This window comes from Dyadobacter sp. CY347 (assembly GCF_021502655.1).
Taxonomy (GTDB): Bacteria; Bacteroidota; Bacteroidia; order Cytophagales; family Spirosomataceae; genus Dyadobacter.
Window position 1 is genome coordinate 104,036 of sequence record NZ_JAKFFT010000001.1, and the last position, 17,679, is coordinate 121,714.

15 protein-coding genes are annotated in these 17,679 nt (G+C 45.6%); 9 read left to right on the forward strand and 6 right to left on the reverse strand.

The features are described from left to right. Window positions 1-11 precede the first annotated feature (11 nt). The 5 genes from L0659_RS00430 to L0659_RS00450 all read left to right on the forward strand — a co-directional run bounded on the left by L0659_RS00430 (window position 12) and on the right by L0659_RS00450 (window position 5,889). A complete protein-coding gene (locus L0659_RS00430; protein ID WP_235123540.1) occupies window positions 12-1,073 on the forward strand; it encodes a sugar phosphate isomerase/epimerase in 1,062 nt (353 codons plus the stop codon). Window positions 1,074-1,093: 20 nt separating this feature from the next. Then, window positions 1,094-2,254, forward strand: a complete 1,161-nt coding sequence (locus L0659_RS00435; protein ID WP_235123541.1) for a Gfo/Idh/MocA family protein — start codon at window positions 1,094-1,096, stop codon at window positions 2,252-2,254. A gap of 188 nt (window positions 2,255-2,442) precedes the next feature. Then, entirely contained in the window at window positions 2,443-3,945 is a 1,503-nt protein-coding gene (locus tag L0659_RS00440; protein ID WP_235123542.1) for a sugar ABC transporter ATP-binding protein, read from the forward strand. Window positions 3,946-3,958: 13 nt separating this feature from the next. Continuing rightward, a complete protein-coding gene (locus L0659_RS00445; protein ID WP_235123543.1) occupies window positions 3,959-4,903 on the forward strand; it encodes an ABC transporter permease in 945 nt (314 codons plus the stop codon). A 50-nt stretch (window positions 4,904-4,953) separates the two neighbouring features. After that, the gene (locus tag L0659_RS00450; protein ID WP_235123544.1) at window positions 4,954-5,889 is read left to right on the forward strand and encodes a sugar ABC transporter substrate-binding protein; all 936 of its coding nucleotides are present in this window, start codon (window positions 4,954-4,956) and stop codon (window positions 5,887-5,889) included. A gap of 9 nt (window positions 5,890-5,898) precedes the next feature. Here the strand turns inward: L0659_RS00450 and L0659_RS00455 are convergent, their stop codons facing one another. Both L0659_RS00455 and L0659_RS00460 read right to left on the reverse strand, forming a co-directional pair. Continuing rightward, the gene (locus L0659_RS00455; protein WP_235123545.1) at window positions 5,899-6,048 is read right to left on the reverse strand and encodes a hypothetical protein; all 150 of its coding nucleotides are present in this window, start codon (window positions 6,046-6,048) and stop codon (window positions 5,899-5,901) included. Further along, window positions 6,032-6,505, reverse strand: a complete 474-nt coding sequence (locus tag L0659_RS00460) for a DUF6934 family protein (RefSeq protein ID WP_235123546.1) — start codon at window positions 6,503-6,505, stop codon at window positions 6,032-6,034. Before L0659_RS00460 ends, L0659_RS00455 begins: the two co-directional genes overlap by 17 nt. A 144-nt stretch (window positions 6,506-6,649) precedes the next feature. Here L0659_RS00460 and L0659_RS00465 point away from each other — a divergent pair, with 144 nt between their 5' ends. Next, complete coding sequence (locus L0659_RS00465; protein ID WP_235123548.1) at window positions 6,650-8,017, forward strand: Gfo/Idh/MocA family protein; 1,368 nt, start codon at window positions 6,650-6,652, stop codon at window positions 8,015-8,017. Window positions 8,018-8,323: 306 nt separating this feature from the next. Beyond that, complete coding sequence (locus L0659_RS00470; protein WP_235123549.1) at window positions 8,324-8,899, forward strand: DUF4136 domain-containing protein; 576 nt, start codon at window positions 8,324-8,326, stop codon at window positions 8,897-8,899. Between the two features lie 48 nt (window positions 8,900-8,947). On the opposite strand, the gene L0659_RS00475 is transcribed toward L0659_RS00470, so the two are convergent. From L0659_RS00475 to L0659_RS00495, 4 genes are all read right to left on the reverse strand, one after another. Further along, window positions 8,948-9,334 carry a type II toxin-antitoxin system HigA family antitoxin gene (locus tag L0659_RS00475; RefSeq protein WP_235123550.1) on the reverse strand — a complete coding sequence of 129 codons (387 nt, stop codon included), beginning with the start codon at window positions 9,332-9,334 and terminating at the stop codon, window positions 8,948-8,950. Continuing rightward, window positions 9,331-9,648, reverse strand: coding sequence for a type II toxin-antitoxin system HigB family toxin (locus L0659_RS00480; RefSeq protein ID WP_235123551.1), 318 nt, complete (start codon window positions 9,646-9,648; stop codon window positions 9,331-9,333). The genes L0659_RS00475 and L0659_RS00480 overlap by 4 nt, the downstream gene beginning before the upstream one ends. A gap of 64 nt (window positions 9,649-9,712) precedes the next feature. Then, window positions 9,713-14,071: an efflux RND transporter permease subunit gene (locus tag L0659_RS00490; RefSeq protein WP_310590674.1), complete on the reverse strand. Its 4,359-nt coding sequence runs from the start codon at window positions 14,069-14,071 to the stop codon at window positions 9,713-9,715. 14 nt (window positions 14,072-14,085) lie between these two features. Beyond that, window positions 14,086-15,540 (reverse strand): TolC family protein, encoded by a 1,455-nt coding sequence (locus L0659_RS00495; protein WP_235123552.1) that lies wholly within the window; start codon window positions 15,538-15,540, stop codon window positions 14,086-14,088. 163 nt (window positions 15,541-15,703) lie between these two features. Between L0659_RS00495 and L0659_RS00500 the strand changes: the two genes are divergently transcribed. After that, complete coding sequence (locus L0659_RS00500; RefSeq protein ID WP_233797495.1) at window positions 15,704-16,381, forward strand: response regulator transcription factor; 678 nt, start codon at window positions 15,704-15,706, stop codon at window positions 16,379-16,381. After that, window positions 16,378-17,637, forward strand: coding sequence for a HAMP domain-containing sensor histidine kinase (locus L0659_RS00505; RefSeq protein ID WP_235123553.1), 1,260 nt, complete (start codon window positions 16,378-16,380; stop codon window positions 17,635-17,637). The genes L0659_RS00500 and L0659_RS00505 overlap by 4 nt, the downstream gene beginning before the upstream one ends. The last annotated feature ends 42 nt before the right edge of the window (window positions 17,638-17,679 follow it).

Below are 17,679 nucleotides of genomic sequence, written 5' to 3' on the forward strand. Positions count from 1 at the left end.
ATTCTTAAACCATGCCAGAAAATAATTATCCTAAGCTTCACAATGCCACATGGCCTGGGATTGTGGGGAAAGGTTCTGATGAAGAACCGATTATTTCTTTTGATACAATGCTTGAAAAAACCGCCTCTGCGGAAGTGGGCGGCGTTCGTTTTGATGGTGTTGATCTGGGCCTTTTCGACCCGCATGTTGGTATTTATATGAACCAGGACGGCGGCGCAGAACGCCTGGCTGAAAAGCTGAGCGGCCTGAACCTCGAAGTAGGAAGCCTTGTGGCCAATGTTTGGGCTGGCTCTGCAATGGGGACCAAGGAAGCGAAAGACACATTCGTGGAGCAGGTGCGCCAGGCGTGTATTTTTGGTAAAAAACTGCGTGACCTCGGTCTTCGTGAAGGCGGCGTAATCCGCGTTGACTCAGCTGCCTCTCCGGAAGTTTGGGCTGTTGATCCTGCTGCAAATACGAAGCAAATCGCTGAAACATTCAGACGTGCTTGTGACGTAGCTGCTGATTTTGGTGAAAAAATCGCTGCCGAAGGAGAAATCTGCTGGGGCGGGATGCATAGCTGGAGAGCGATGCTTGACACTTTGCACGCTGTTGATCGTCCAAATATGGGTTTCCAGGCCGATATGTCACATACATTCCTTTATTTATTGGGTTACAATGCGCCTGAACACCGCATTTTGCCTGTGGATTTCCAGTGGGGCGATCGCTTTGCTTTGGAGGAAGGTTTGAAAAAAATGACTGCTGAATTGCGTCCTTATACATTTGATTTCCACGTCGCGCAAAACGACGGAACGGTTCACGGAACAGGCTCGCATGATAAAACCGGGCGTCACTGTCTTGCAACGGATCCAAACGGAAGATTAGACATTACAAAAGATGCCGGATACTGGCTTCGCGATGAAAACGGCAACATTACCAAGGCATTCCGTCACATTTGCTGGGACGGCTGCATGTTCCCTAATGAGGTAATGACCAATCAGCAAACCTGGAATGATATTCTCGCGGCAATGGTGAAAGTGCGTCAGGCGCATGGCTGGTATCAGGAAGATTCAGTTGTTTCTCCCATCGTTTAACCCGATTTGAATTCAGTAATATGTCAAATAAAAAAGAAATCAGGATCGCGTTGATCGGAACCGGATTAATGGGCCGCACGCATTCCAATGGATATAAAAGAATAGGCGACTTCTTCCCGGAGCTGGAATATCGTCCCGTTTTGAAGGCAGTTTGCTCGCGTAACGAAGAAAAAGTACGCGCATTTGCAGAACAATGGGGTTACGAATCCATTGAAACGGATTGGAGAAAAATCATAGAACGCGACGATATCGATGCAATCGACATTTGTACACCCAATGACACGCATGCCGCAATAGCGATTGCAGCTGCCGCCGCGGGCAAAATGATCCTTTGTGAAAAACCATTGGCAAGAACATTGGAAGAAGCCAAAGCCATGGTGGATGCTATCGAAAAAGCGGGTGTTCAAAACACGGTTTGGTATAATTACCGCCGCGTTCCTGCCGTAACATTAGCAAAGCAAATCGTTGATTCAGGTAAGCTGGGTCGTATTTTTCATTATCGTGCCAATTTCCTTCAAGATTGGACCATTAACCCGGATGTGCCACAAGGAGGCGCTGCAACGTGGCGTTTGGATGTGGATGCGGCCGGATCTGGGGTAACAGGTGACTTGCTGGCACATTGCATTGACACAGCCATGTGGATCAATGGCGGCATTAAGGATGTTTCGGCTGTAACGGAGACATTTATCAAAGAACGTGTACATTCAGAAAGCGGTGAAGTGAAAAAAGTAGGCATTGATGATGCTTGTATTTTCCACTGTCATTTTGATAACGGTTCCTTAGGTCTCTTTGAATCAACGCGTTACGCACGTGGACATAAGGCACTTTATACATTTGAAATCAATGGCGAGCACGCTTCCATCCGATGGGACTTGCACGATCTGAACCGTCTGGAGTTTTTCGATCACAGCGACGAATCGATCGTCCGCGGTTGGAGATCGATATTGGTTACAGATGCTGATCAGCCTTATATGAAGCGTTGGTGGATTCCGGGCACGAGCATTGGTTATGAACATTCATTCATCCACCAAGCCGCCGATTTTTTTGAAAGCCTGCAAACCGGTGAGCCTTGCCGACCAACTTTCAAGGATGCTTATGAAACCCAGAAAGTCTGCGAAGCAGTGCTGGATTCCGCCGCATCAAAAAACTGGAAAGACACGAATGTGACTTGGGAAGGCTAGTTTAAATCAGATTTTATTCTGTCCTATTCCATTTTTATTTCTCATTTATCATAAGGCCCGGGGTTGAAACCCCGGGCAATGTTTTGTTTTGAGGGTTATTCGTGTAGAATGAATTCTTGACATCATTTAAACTAAGCATCTCAAAAAAAACATCAATTGCCCCGGTTTCAACCGGGGGATTAAAAAATATGATTGAATCTATCCTTAAAGTTTCAAATCTCTCAAAGTCATTCTCCGGTGTGAAAGCATTGGATAATGTTCATTTTGAGCTAAAAAGGGGAGAAGTGCATGCCTTAATGGGTGAAAACGGAGCAGGGAAATCGACTTTTATGAAAATCCTGATCGGCCTGCTTGCACCTGATTCAGGGGAAATAAGTTTTGAAGGAACAGATTTAAGAAACAGCAATGTCAGCGACACATTAAAGCGTGGAATTTCAATGATCCATCAGGAAATCCTGATTATTCCCGAACTGACGGTTGCGCAAAATATTTTTCTAGGAAGAGAAAAGGAACTTTCAGGAAGAAAAGACTGGACTTCCGGCTGGTTGAATGACACTGCTATTGATAAAAAAGCGGCGGTTTTGCTGGAAGAAATGGGGGTTAACATTGATCGCAAAGCCAAAATGAAGCATTTGAGTGTTGCCCAGATGCAAATGGTAGAAATTGCAAAAGCAATTTCAAATGATGCAAAAGTGATCATTATGGACGAGCCGACATCGGCCATTTCCGACAAGGAAGTTGATACACTTTTTAAAATCATTAAAGACTTAAGAGCGAAGGGAGTAAGCATTATTTACATCTCTCACAAAATGGACGAAATCTTCGAGATTTCGGACACCATAACCGTCCTGCGTGACGGTCAATACATTGCCACGAAAAGCGCCGTAGAACTCGACAAGCCCTCATTGATTGCCATGATGGTCGGCCGGGAAATCGATCACATGTTTCCCGAATCCAACAGTGCGAAAGGCGATCTGGCGCTTTCAATAAATGGATTGTGCAGGAAAGGTCAGTTTTCAGATATAAACTTTGAAGTCCATGCCGGAGAAATCCTGGGTTTCGCTGGCCTGATGGGCGCTGGAAGGACCGAAATTGCACGCGTAATTTTCGGTTTAGACAAGCTGGACGGCGGCGAAATCAGGATTAAAAATAAATCAGTAATCAACAAAACCCCACGCGAGGCCATCGAAAACGGCATTGGCTATGTAAGTGAAGATCGGAAGGGATTGGGTTTTATTCCTGGCATGTCGGTGAAAGACAACACCACATTAGCCAGCATGAACCGGCACAGGAAAGGGATTTTTATAGATCAAACCAGTGAGAGGATTTCAACTGAACAAATGATCGATGACTTGCGCATTAAGACTGCCGATATGGACCAGAAAGTTACTTATCTCAGCGGCGGCAATCAGCAAAAAGTGGTCATTGGCAAAGTGCTGCTCGCCGCACCCGAGATCATCATTCTTGACGAGCCGACAAGAGGCGTGGATGTAGGCGCAAAATTTGAAATATATAAACTTATCAGAAACCTTGCAGACAAAGGAATTGCCATCATTATGATCTCTTCTGAATTGTCTGAGATTTTGGGTATGAGCGACCGGATTTTGGTTTTATCAAAAGGAAAACAAACGGCAATTCTTTCAAGAGCGGAAGCGACGCAGGAATTAATTATGAAATACGCGGTCGCCTGATCGATAAATAAATATGGATAGATCTTTCCAATTGAAGCGTTTTGGCCAATATGGCATCTTTTTGGCATTTGCTTTGATATGCCTGGCCTTAGCATTAAGCACGCCCAGGTTTTTCACACTTCCTAACTTACTAATCATTGGAACGCAGGTTTCAATCAATGCTTTGCTAGCTTTTGGCGTCACTTTTGTGATCATAACCGGCGGGATTGACCTTTCGCTTGGATCGATGGTTGCAGTTGCCGGCGTTACGGCAGCCATGTTCGCCCATCCGGACACTTATCCTTTGCTTGTTCCATTATTTGCCGGATTGGGCGCAGGTGTTTTCTTCGGAGCATTCAATGGTTTTGTCATTACAAAAAGCAAAGTGCCGCCCTTCATTGTAACATTAGGAACCATGACCATTGGCCGAGGACTTGCATTGATTCTAAGCAAAGGTCGGCCCATCTCTAATTTGTCAGACTCCTTCAACTTCATTGGCGGCGGAAATGTCTTTGGAGTTCCTTTTCCCATCATTATCCTGATCATCGCCTTCATTATTTGCTCCATTATTTTAAACAAAACCGTCCTCGGGCGTTACATGTACGCAGTAGGCGGAAACGAGCCCGCTGCAAGGGCGTCAGGCATTAGTGTTACCAATGTTAAAATGTGGGTTTACACACTCTGCGGGCTGCTTTCTGCCGTAGGGGGAATCTTGCTTACATCCAGAATTACTACTGGCCAGCCTAATGCGGGCGCAGGATTTGAGCTCGACGCGATTGCCGCCGCTATCATCGGAGGCACAAGCACATCCGGCGGCACCGGCACCATGACCGGAACGCTGATCGGCGCTTTGCTGATTGGAGTTATTAGCAACAGTCTGGATTTGCTGAATGTCACTTCCTATTATCAGCAAGTGGTAATGGGAATCATTATTATTGGCGCTGTGGTGCTAGATAGCATGGGTAAAAAAGATCGCTAATTTCAAGGCACCTGCCAAAAAAATAGAATCAAAATATGACCATTAATCCAATGAAATACATTCTAATAGCAGCGTTATGTATCACAATGGCAAGCTGCAATCAGTCTCAGAAAAGTGAAAATGGAGAAAAGGATTCTGGCAAAAAACTTGTTGTTGGCGCGACAATGTTAAGCATGCAAAATGAGTTTATCGTCAATGTCAGCGACGAAATGGAAGCCAAAGCCAAAGAGCTGGGTGTTGAATTGATAACCGTTGACGCCGAGCGCTCAGCGTTAAAGCAAGTGGAACAAGTCGAAAGCTTCATCGCACAAGGTGTGGACGCGATCATTATGAATCCTTGCGAAGTCGAGGCCAGTTCCCCTGCCGTAAAACTTGCGATGGATGCGAACATTCCCATCATCAATGTCAATTCCGAAACTTCCGCAAAGCCCACCGCATTTGTTGGTTCCGATGACACAGAATCTGCGCGCATTGCCATGAAATATCTTGCTGAGAAATTAGGCGGCAAAGGAAATGTGTTGATTATGCACGGATTTATGGGCCAGGCTGCGCAAATTAAGCGGGACAATGGTGCAAAGGAAATCCTCAAAGCCAATCCGGGAATGAAATTGCTGGCCGAGCAAACCGGCGAATGGGATCGCGCAAAAGCCATGTCATTAATGGAAAACTGGATTCAATCCTACGGTTCCAAGATCAACGCGGTCTTCGCTCACAACGACGAAATGGGCATGGGAGCCGTTAAAGCCCTTGAAGCAGCTGGTTTGAAAGATAAAGTAATCGTAGTAAGCGTCGACGCGATTCCTGATGCATTGCAGTCCGTGAAAATAGGAGCATTAAACGCTACAATCTTCCAAAACGCCCAGGAGCAAGGTGGCAAAGCAATAGAAACAGCCGTAAAGGCTGCTAAGAAAGGAGCGTTTGAGAAACAGGTTTTAATCCCGTTTCAGTTGGTAACCAAAAAGAACGTTGAGCAGTTTTTGAAGTAGGCGTTTCAATTATGCCTTCTTTCCGGTAATAATGCTTAAATCAACATTCTCAAGGCTCTTCATCGCTTGTTGCAATTTCTTTTGTGAAAAGGCTTCAACAGCGGCGCGTTCTTTTTCTGACTTGTAGAAAGGGCTGGCGGTTTTAACTTCTTTTTTCATAGTTAAATGTCATTTTAGTTACTCTTTTTACAACAAACGCAGTATACGGCCGGTTCCTGCTAAATGGTTCAACTAATGTATTGATCATTCCAAAAATCTCAAAGTCTTTTCGAAACGTTTCAAACTCTTTGTTGATTATAATTCTATAAAGGCGTGTTCGCTGCGGTGTACTTCCTTCTATATATATCAAAGCGGTAGGATTTACTTGACAAAATATAAAGATGCTTTGAATTACTGTTGCGATCACTTTTTCCATATCAGCATTATTGCTAATCATAAGATCATCCATCTCGTCCTGTTCGTCCAGATCGCCGAATGCCAGATTATAGAAATTGATGCCCTTAGGAATAGGTTTGAAGGTAATCATCTTTTTTATTGTCTTTGTATCACTTACACTTTCAAATCTAAAAGACAAATAGTCATCGCTCGGCTTGGTCTGGTAATAATCCAATTTCATTTTCTTTCGAATTCTTTTCCCATTTAGACGTAAGTCTTCGAAAGGGGTCACAAATTCAAATAAAAAATTTTGCTGAAAGTAAACCAGCCGCTCACATCCCTTTTAGTCACAACTAAACCAGACCCATAACCAACCAGTCAATCAATGAATAATTTCAATATCAATCGCCGTCATTTTCTGCATGGTGCTACGGCGGCACTCGCGCTTTCTACATTTGGGGCGAGGGGAATGGACCTTATTAATCCTGCTAAAACGCTTCGCGTGGGACTTATTGGAACCGGATGGTATGGTAAAAGTGATCTGTTCCGATTGATCCAAGTGGCTCCGGTTGAAGTGCTTGCGCTTTGTGATGTTGATAAAAATCAGTTGAATGAGGCAGGAAAGCTTGTGAGCCAGCGCCAGAAATCCGGTAAGACGCCGAAGTTGTATGCTGATTATCAAAAAATGTTGGCTGAAAATGAAATGGACATTGTTCTGATCGGCACACCGGACCATTGGCATGCCTTGCAGATGATCGATGCGGTGAAAGCCGGCGCGCACGTGTATGTGCAGAAACCAATCAGTGTGGATGTAATGGAGGGCGAGGCAATGGTCGCCGCTGCCCGCAAATACAATAAAGTGGTCCAGGTTGGAACGCAGCGGAAAAGCACGCCCCACTTGATTGATGCGAAGAAAAACATTGTTGACGCAGGCTTGCTGGGCAAGATTTCACACGTTGAAATGTGCTGCTATTTCCATATGCGCAACAACGGCAATCCACCAGTTGAGGCTGTGCCTGATTTTCTGGATTATGAAAAATGGACGGGGCCAGCGCCCTTGCGACCATATGACGGCCTGCCGCACGTCCGCTGGTGGAGGACATTTATGGAATACGGGAATGGCATCACGGGCGATATGTGTGTACATATGTTTGACACCGTGCGCTGGATGTTGAAATTGGGTTGGCCGAAAAAGATTAGTTCAACAGGCGGAATTTATGTTCAGAAGGAAGGGAAATCCAATATTTCTGACTCACAGTCTGCCATTTTTGAATATGACGGGCTGAATTGCGTTTGGCAGCACCGCACCTGGGGAACGCCCAATAATCCTGATTATCCATGGTCGTTTACGCTTTACGGTGAAAAAGGAACTTTATGGGCGAGCACAATGGCTTATGACTTTATTCCCAACGGCAAAGGTGACAAAATCCATAAAGATGTAGTTTTTGAAAAGGAAAAATATCCGGAAGATGTGTCCGAAAAGGCCATTGAACTTAATGCTGCGCCAGCAACAAGACTGCATATGCTGGACTTTTTGAGCGCCATCGACAACAGCACCAACCCCGTTGCAGACATTGAAGAAGGTCACATATCAACCGCAAGTTGTATTCTTGCAAATCTTTCCATGAAAACCGGGCGGCCCATTGTTTATGATCCGGTAAAACGCGAAATTGTTGGGGATAGAGAGGCCAATGCGCTTTTGGCCCGCCCTTACAGGGATCCTTACAAACATCCGGATTATAAAAAAGTTTAGCCTTGTAAAAGAGTTTGTGGTCCCTATAAATTCCCAGTGCATCGCGTCCGGCTAACCCCGGGCGCTTTTTGTTTTACAACCATTTCCGAACGACTATTGTCTACCTTTTGAGAGGCATTAGTGCAAACGTTTGCATAACTCGAAAACCTTGTCTGTGATGCAATTAGGGCATTGGTCAAATGTTTTTTTTAAACTTATATACCAAAAATATTTGTTTATAGTTTATATGATATTGTTGTCCGAACAATTAAACTTTTGCCCTCGAAAACTGTCAGATTAATACAATAACTAAACGTTCAAACAAACATGAAAATCATAGTGAAGTTGATGAAGTCCACCGCTGCGGTGGTCGTTGCGGGGCTCTTAATGATGGGATGCAGCCAGGCGCTGCAAGTAAGTTACGATTATGATTCCTCTGTCAATCTGAAACAATTTAAGACCTTCAAGGTGGAAGCCGAGCACAATATGGAGCAGGATCCGCTTTTGGGCAGTGAGCTCAACAGAAGAAGGCTGGGAGATGCGGTCGTAGAAGTGATGGAGGCCAAAGGTTATAAAATGGATACCAAAAACCCGGACATTATTGTAAGATTCATGACCGATGTGAAAGAACGTCAGCAAGTGCGTTCCAACAACATGTACTCGCCCTATATGTGGTGGTACGGCGGCGGAAACAACATTTCGACCTATAACTATCAGGAAAGCCGTTTTATCCTGAACATTTATCAGAAAAACAGCGACCGGATGGTTTGGCAAGGATGGGCTTCCGGCAAAGTGAAAGCACCAACCAAGAAAGAAGACCGCGAAACAATGGTAAAAAACACCATGACGGACATTCTCAGAACTTTCCCACAAGCCACACTGGATACTTACAGCAGGAATTGATAGGATAGATTTAAAATGAAAAGAGCAGCGAAAGCTGCTCTTTTCATTTTAGGCCGGAGTAAGTTTTGGCTCAGAAACCAATACGTCCAGCGGGAACCCTAATCCTTTGTGAAGGTTTCGAATCATTTCAATCGATAATCCACGTTTCCGGTTCAGTACGCGAGAAACATTTCCTTTGTTGCCCATATAAGGCACAAGATCGCTCGCTTTAAGCCCCATTTCCTCCATTCTGACCTTAATGTATTCAATCGGGTCGGGTTCGTCAATGGGGAAATTTTCAAGCTCATATTTATTAACCAGCAAAACCAACACATCAAGCTCTTTCGCATCCTTGCTGCCTTTTTTAGCGTCAAAGAGCTCGTCAATGCGCGCAATTGCCCTGTTATATTCTTCCTCTGTTTCAATAATTTTTAGCTCCATATTCAATTCGCTCATATTCTGACTGCATTAATTTTATCGTAATCAGCATGTGTTCCAATCCATTTGATCATGATCCTTTTGTGCTCAAAACTTATCCTGGCGATCAAACGATAATGATTTCCCTTAATGTTGAATATCAATCTATTGTCCGCGACGAGGTCCACGCTCCTGAAATCATGTTTTACATCATTGAAATCTTTCCAATCCGCTTTTCTAACCGTCTTAAACCACGATGTCAAATAAACTTTGGAATCGGGATGCGCAGTGTAAAAATCTCTTAATTTTTTAAAACTGATCACGTTCATGTAAAGTGTGTCCTTTTTAAACACAAATATAGGGTTGAAAGTTGCCATAATGACAACTTTCAACCCTATATTTATTTTGTTTTTTTATTTACAAACTCTCCCCATTCCTAAACTCCTCCGAAGCCTTCTTCACAATCGGGTCGCCGGCGTGAAGATTGCCGAAGACTTCGACGAGGGAATCTACGACGGTTCCTCTTTTTACAGGCACCCATTCGGCTTTTTTGTCTTTTTCCCGGATTACGAAAACTTGCTCGCTGGAATAGACGACTGCTGATGTCGGGACGAATAATGTGTTGGCCGTGCGGGCTGAGTTAAGCGACACCTGCGCATACATGCCTGCTTTGAGCTCGTTGGAACGGTTATCCACGTCAAATTCGGTCATCATGGAGCGGTTTTCTTCGGTTAATGTTCTCGAACTTCTTGCATATACGCCTTTATACTGCTTTTCGGGACTTGCGGAAACTGTAAAAGTAATCTCGCCTTTTGATGGAATTGCATTGGACAAATTCTCGGGAATGGCCAGGGTTAACCGCAATTTTGTATTGTCTTCCAAAACAAATAATGGTTTAGCGCCGCTTTCTCCCGGCCCTACCAATGCGCCCGGACTGATATTCCGCTCGGTAATAATGCCGTCGAATGGTGCCGCAACAGTCAGATATTTAGCCAGTTGTGATTTTGTTTCCATGTAAGAGCGTGCAGCCTGCACATTTCCCTGTGCCATGGCAACGGCCGAACTGTCGGTGGTCGACCTTGCTTTTGCCAGATCCAGCTCATTGAGCGATACGGCGCCTTCCGTTTTGCTGGTGCGCAGTAGGCGATTGTAAGTCAGCGAGCTGGTTTGAAAACGCGTGGTGCTTTCGTGTAATGCGGCTTCCGAAGCGATCAGTTGCGCTTTGGCCTGGCTTAATTCAGACAAAACTTCCGGTGCTTCGAGCGTTGCAAGAATCTGCCCTTTCCGCACCAGCGTTCCCCGGTCAACGTTGACCATTTTTACAAAACCTTTGACTTTCGGATGAATGCTGACCTTATTCCAAGGCTTCAATTCGCCGGGTAGGGCAAGCTGTTTGGCCGGTTTCAGACTTTGCACCACAGCCATTTCAGTCGCTGGCGCTTTCTCTTCTTTTTGCTCTTTGTTATTAGTCGTCTCAGCTTCGGAATTGCACGACATGAAGCCAAATGTGCACGTTCCAATGACGATTAACGATTTCAGGGTGTTCATGGAAATGGATGTTTGAAGTTTGTTTCGGAAAAAATTGCTTTCCGGATCTTCCGGATCGAGCGATAGGGAATGGATAGATGCCTTTTTCTGAACCATTGTAAAAACGGCAGGCAGAATAAGCAATGAAGCCAAGGTGGATGCGATAAGCCCACCGATAACAGCCTGGCCCAGCGGAGCAATCTGGTCGCCGCCTTCGCCCATGCCGGATGCCATCGGGATCATCCCGGCAATCATCGCAATACTGGTCATTAAAATCGGCCGTATCCTGCTTCCGGCTGCCAAAATCACTGCCTTATGCGAGTCATTGAGCTGTAAACGCAGGTTTTCGGCATTGGTAACCATTATAATAGCATTTGCGACGGAAACCCCAACCGACATAATCAAGCCCATGTAAGATTGGAGATTCAATGTGGCGCCAGTTATAAGCAGCAAGCCGATCGACCCCACAACCACCGCTGGAATCGTTGAAAGTACAACAAGTGACAATTTGAAGGATTGGTAAGTCGCAGAAAGCAACAAGAACATGATGACAATGGCGATCACCAAACCCACCTGCAAGCTGCCCAATGTCTCGGTAAGCAAATCAGATTGCCCTTTCAGCTCAACCAAAACACCACGCGGAGGTTCACCGGCATTTTTAATAGCAGTTTGAACGGCTTTCGTAGCTGCACCCAGATCTTTTTTGTGAATGTTCGCGGTTACAGTCACCAGTCGGTTCGGACCGGCGCGGTCGTATTCTCCAGGCGCTGTTTTTTGTGAGAATGTTGCCACATCGGCCAATAGGGGATTGCTAACGCCGGTTTTTAATGGAATTGTCCCAATGTCTTCCACGGAAGTCATCTGATACTCAGGAATCTGAACCTGGACCTGATATGCCAATCCTTTCGCATCGTCCAGCCATAGGTTTTTATCTGTAAAACGGCTTGATGAAGTGGCAGCAACCATGGATCTGGCAACCTGCGTCGACGTTATACCAAGTTGACCCGCTCTCTCACGGTTAATCTCAACATTGAGCACCGGATATTCCAGCGGCTGCGCGATTTGAACATCCCTCAGAAACGCAATGTGCTGCATTTCTTTCTGGATCTTTTTCGCAAATCTTCCTGCTTCTTCCACATCCTTCGCAGCAACACTCACCTCGATCGGCGTGGAAGCGCCCTGGCTCATGATCTTATCCACCAGTTCAATCGGCTCAAATGAAATCTTTAATGCGGGAATTTCCTTACCAATCCGCTCACGCAGTTTTTCCTTTAAAGCATCCATTTTTACCGGAAAATCTTCATGCAAGGAAACCTGCAAAACGGCTTCATGCGGCCCGCTGTTGAACACGAAAATGTTGGAAGTTCCATAACTGGAAGGCACCGTGCCGACATACGCCGACGAGATCTCGACATGTTCCTTACCCACTTCCGACTTGATCAGATTGAGGACTTTTAATGTGGCCTCCTCGGTGCGTTCTACGCGCGTTCCGTCTGCAATGCGCAGGCGCATCTGAAACTGGTGACTGTTGGCTTTGGGTAGAATATCAGTCCCGATCAGGAAAAATCCGCCAACGATCAATGCAACCGCACCAACGAGATAAACCGGAACCACCAGTTTCCCTTTCCGCATAATGCCACTCAGGAAATCAATGTATTTTAATTTAAATTTTTCAAAACCCTTCGGTGGCAATGATGGATGCACACCTTCTTCAATTACGTCCTTAACTTCCTGATCGTCCAATGCTAATGTTGGCGCCTCATGTTTCGGGTGGTCTTTCAAAAGCCAGTTGGCCAAAACCGGAACCAATGTTTGGGATAATAAAAATGACGCGATCATAGCAAAACCAACGGCTAGCGACAGCGGCAAAAACATTGATCTGGGAATGCCGCTCATGACGAATGACGGTGCGAAAACGGCCAGAATCGCTAGTAGGATCAGGAATTCAGGGAAAGCAATCTCCTTACAGGCATCCCAAATGGCCTGTTCCTTCGGTTTGCCCATCTCCTGATGCTGGTGAATATTCTCAATCGTAACCGTCGCCTGATCCACCAAAACACCGATGGCTAATGCTAGGCCGCTCAATGTCATAATGTTAATGGTTTGACCAAATAAATTCATCAGGATCACAGCAGACAGAATCGAAATTGGAATGGTAACAATCACAATGATCACACTTCGCCAGTCGCGAAGGAATAGGAGCACCATTAAACCGGTTAGTAACGCACCTAAAATCCCTTCTGTGATCAAGCTTTTCAGCGAGTTGGTCACATAAACCGATTGGTCAAACTCATAGGAGATCTTCACGTCCTCCGGAACAGCATTCCGTAATTGCGGCAATGCTGCGCGGATATTATTGACTACGTCCAATGTAGACGCATCTGATTTTTTTACAACAGGAATATAAACTGCCCTGCGACCATTGATCAACGCATAACTCACCGTCACGTCGGCGCCATCCTCCACCGTTCCCACATCGCGGACGAAAACGGTCGGTCCTGCGCCAATGCGGATTGGAATGTTAAGAAAGTCTTCCGGTTTCTTAATCAATGAGTTAACCGGTGTCATAAGGGTTTTGTCGCCCATGCGGATGTTACCCGCGGGTGACGGCTGGTTGTTGGTAATGATGGATTTAATGATTTCTTCCGGCGTCAAATGATAACTTCTGATGCGCTCAGGATCGACGCGGATTACGATGGTGCGCTGGTTCCCACCAAACGGCGGCGGACTGGAAACGCCTTCAATGCGGCTGAACATGGGCCGTACACGCGAAGAGGCAAAATCCTGGATCTCATTTAACGACCGCGATGAGCTTTCAAAAACCATTTGCCCAATGGGAACTGAACTGGCATCAAAACGCACAACCTGCGGCGGAACCGTTCCTTCGGGCATGTACGCTTTTGCCCGCGAAACATTGTTGGCGACTTCGGCGGCGGCTTGCGCCATATCAGTTCCGGGATAAAAAGAAAGCTTGATCAGAGAAAGCCCCTGAATGGTCTTCACATCCACATCCCGTATCCCGGAAACATACAGAAAGTGGTCCTGGTAACGCGTCGCAATGAAGCCGTCCATCTGATCGGGAGCCATACCACCGTATGGCTGCACCACGTAAATTGTGGGCAAATCAAGGTTTGGGAAAATGTCGACAGGGATGCTGCGAATGGAGAGAACGGAAAAAAACAGGATCCCGATCACCACCACCACAATGGAAATTGGCTGTCGCAGCGCAGTTCTAATGAGTTGATACATAATGAATTGATTATTTACTTAGCCACTTGATTAAGGAAAATAGACAGGTCTCCGGCAGCCGCAGCCTGCATAAGCAATGCGCGCCAGACATTGCCGTTTGTAACGAATTTGTCGACCTCGGCGCGGTTCAATGCATTGACGCTTTGGGCCAATGTGAAAAGGTCGGTTAGGCCGCTTTGGTAACGGGCTTGTGCCTGATTGAAAGCACGTTGCGCTGCATTTAACTGAACCGGAGTAAGCCGGGCCTGTTCCATGGAAAGCTGGAATTGCATATCCGCCTCGCGCGATTGGCGGTCCAGCTGCAATTTTTGTGTTTGATAAAGTTCTTTGAAACGCTCAACCTGAAACTGCTCGGTTTTGTAATCGTTCCGGACACGCAAAATGTTGGTCAGGTTCCAGCGTGTTGAAACACCGAATAGATAATTGTAAACCTGGTAACCAACCCCGCTTGAAAAGCCGGTGTGAAACGAATCGTCTTTATTAGAAACCCCTGAACCACGCGCCCATCCCGAGCCGATAATGGAGATTGACGGCAGGTAAGATTTACGAACAGCGGCGCTTCGGGCATAGGAAGCGTCAATCTGGGTTTGGGAAAAACGCAATGCAGGATTTTTCAAAAACGAATCTGTTGATGCTGTCCCGACGGGCAATTGTGAATAAAATTGCATCGTATCCACCTGAATGCTGTCGCGCAACTGGCCGGTAAGTTCTGCCAGGCGTAATGCCTGGGCTTTGGTAGAACGCTGGCTTTCGAGCACCAACAATTTTGCTTTGGCATATTCGGCACTTGCGAGCGAGCTATCCACGCCCGGCCGCATTCCCGAACCTACTGCCGCATCCGTTACCCGCTTGAAAATCGAAGCTCTTTCCAGATTTTGCTGCTGTGCTTCAACCAGTTTTTGATTGATTAACAGAACAAGATATGCGTCGACAATGCGGATCTGATGCTGGAATAATTCATTTTCAAAATCCGCCTGACTTCGTGTGAGCTCGGCTTTGGCTGTGTTGACATTGGCCTTCACCTTACCGAAATTGAAAACCCGCCAATCCACCAGCGCGCTTGTAAAGCTTCCGAATGTCCCGGTGTAAATGTTATCCGGCCGGATGCCGCCTGAGGGAGAAATCACACTTCCTTCATTGCCCCAAAACGAGCCAGCAACGCTGTTATTGGTTGAAAACGTGTATTGATCCTGCACCACAAGCGTCGGGAGATAATCGGTTTTTACAGATTTTACCCTGCTTTCTGCGCCCCGGATTTCAGCTTGTTTTGATTTGAGAAATGGATAATTCTCAGTGCCTTCCTGCAATATTTCCTGCAAATTCACTTGTTGGGCAAACAAGCTGCCAGCCGGAGCAAGCAGGAACAATGCAAACAGCAATGCATATTTTTTAGAAACCAATGACCGTCTGGCCGGGTCCGGAGTCTTATGCTTTATGGGAAAAAGCGATTTTACGATGGTTATAAACATGGAATGACTATTTGATCCAACAATATTTTGGGACGAAACTAGGAGCCAATTCTGGAAACATTTGGGAGAAATGTCCATTTCAAGCCATTGGAGGACAAAATATTATCTCCTAAATTTTTCCAGATTCACCCTTTACCTTTGTCCGTTATCTTGCAGCCTATCCATGAAAGTATTAGTAGTAGAAGATGAAAAGGGCCTCGCAGAAAGCATCGTTGAATATCTGACGCGCGAGGGATTTATATGTGAAGTAGCCAACACATTCTGGCAAGCCGATGAAAAAATCAGCTTGTACCAATATGATTGCACCATTGTGGACCTTACATTGCCTGATGGCGATGGGTTTGACATTGTTCAGACATTGAAAAAGATAGCCGCAGCCACGGGAATTATTATTATATCAGCTCGTAACACGCTGGAAGACAAGATTAAGGGTCTCGAAATCGGTTCGGATGATTATATGACCAAACCATTTCACCTTTCCGAGTTGAATGCGCGGGTAAAGTCGCTCATTCGCCGACGTAGTTTTGGGGGGAACAATGATATGATCTGGAAGGAAATCCGCGTGCAATTGCAATCCAGGAAGGTTTTTATTGGTGAAAAAGAGGCGATCTTATCCAAAAAAGAATACGATCTTTTGCTTTATTTCCTGGCAAATACGGACGTGGCCCTGACCAAAGAATCCATTGCGGAACATCTCTGGGGCGATCATATGGATTCTTACGATTCGCTGGACATGGTTTATTCACACATTAAAAACCTCCGGAAAAAAATCCTGGAAAGGGGAGGGAAGGACTACATTCAATCCATTTACGGCATTGGCTATAAATTCACAGCACCTTGAAATTACTCCAAAAAACCAGCCGGATTTACCTTTTTGCATCACTCACAATCTATGTGGCTGTGGGCATTGCTTTCTTCTGGAGTATCAAATACATGATCTACGATGAAGTCGAAAGCAGGCTTAAAGTCGAGAAGCGTGATTTTGAAGCCTATGTAGAGGAGCACGACGAGTGGCTCGATGATGCGTATTTTGTAGAAAATAAAATCGAAGTAACTCCCACCCATGGCAACATTTCGGATGAGGTGATTTTCAAGGATACAGTGATCCTGAATCGGTATGAAGGAACACTTGATCCGTTCAGGCAGGTCACTTTTTACGCTTCGATAGACGGGGATCCGCATCGGGTTGTGATCAGGAAGTCGATGATCCAGTCCTATAAGCTAATTGAGGCGATCTCAGGGATTATGATTGCTTTTCTCGCTTTGTTAATGGTGGGAATGTTCTTTTTCCAGCGGCGATTGTCGGGTAAAATATGGCAGCCGTTTTATGAATCGCTGGCCAATATCAAGGATTTTGACTGGACAAAAAATAAGAAGCTGGAACTGCCTAAAAGTGAGATTACTGAATTTAATGAGCTGGAAGACGTCATGGTGAAAATGGCCTCAAAAATGCAGCACGACTACAAAAGCCTCAAAGAATTCACCGAAAATGCTTCCCACGAAATGCAGACGCCGCTGGCCCTCATCAATGCGCGTGTTGAGCAGTTCATTCAAACGGGCGATTTAGGCAAAGAGCAAACTTATTGGATTGAAGAAATTTACCATGCATCCAGAAGGATTTCAAGGCTAAATCAAGGTCTGTTACTTCTTGCCAAAATTGAAAATCAACAATTTACGGACCATGAAAATACAGATCTTTCGGAACTGGCCGCGGCAAAGCTGAAAGATTTCGAAGACATTATCTCTCACCGCAATATCCAGGTGAATCTGCATTGCGATGAAAAATTCATTGTAAATATGTCGCCTGCCCTGGCGGAGATCCTGATCGTTAACCTGGTTAATAATGCCATTCGTCACAACCATCAAAATGGGGAGCTCAGCATCAAAACCGGGACTGGTTTTTTGGAAGTAAGTAACACAGGAAATGCGCTTAGGGCCGATCCTGCGAGCCTTTTTAATCGCTTTAAGAAAGAGTCAGCAAGCGGCGAATCGCTCGGATTAGGGCTAGCGATTGTAAAGCAGATCTGCGATAATTACGGCTTGCAGATTGCGTATCATAACCACGAATCGCTTCATAAGATCCAAATCAGCGTTTAGTTGATTCGGATCTTATGAAGCGATTTTACGCGCCAATATGCG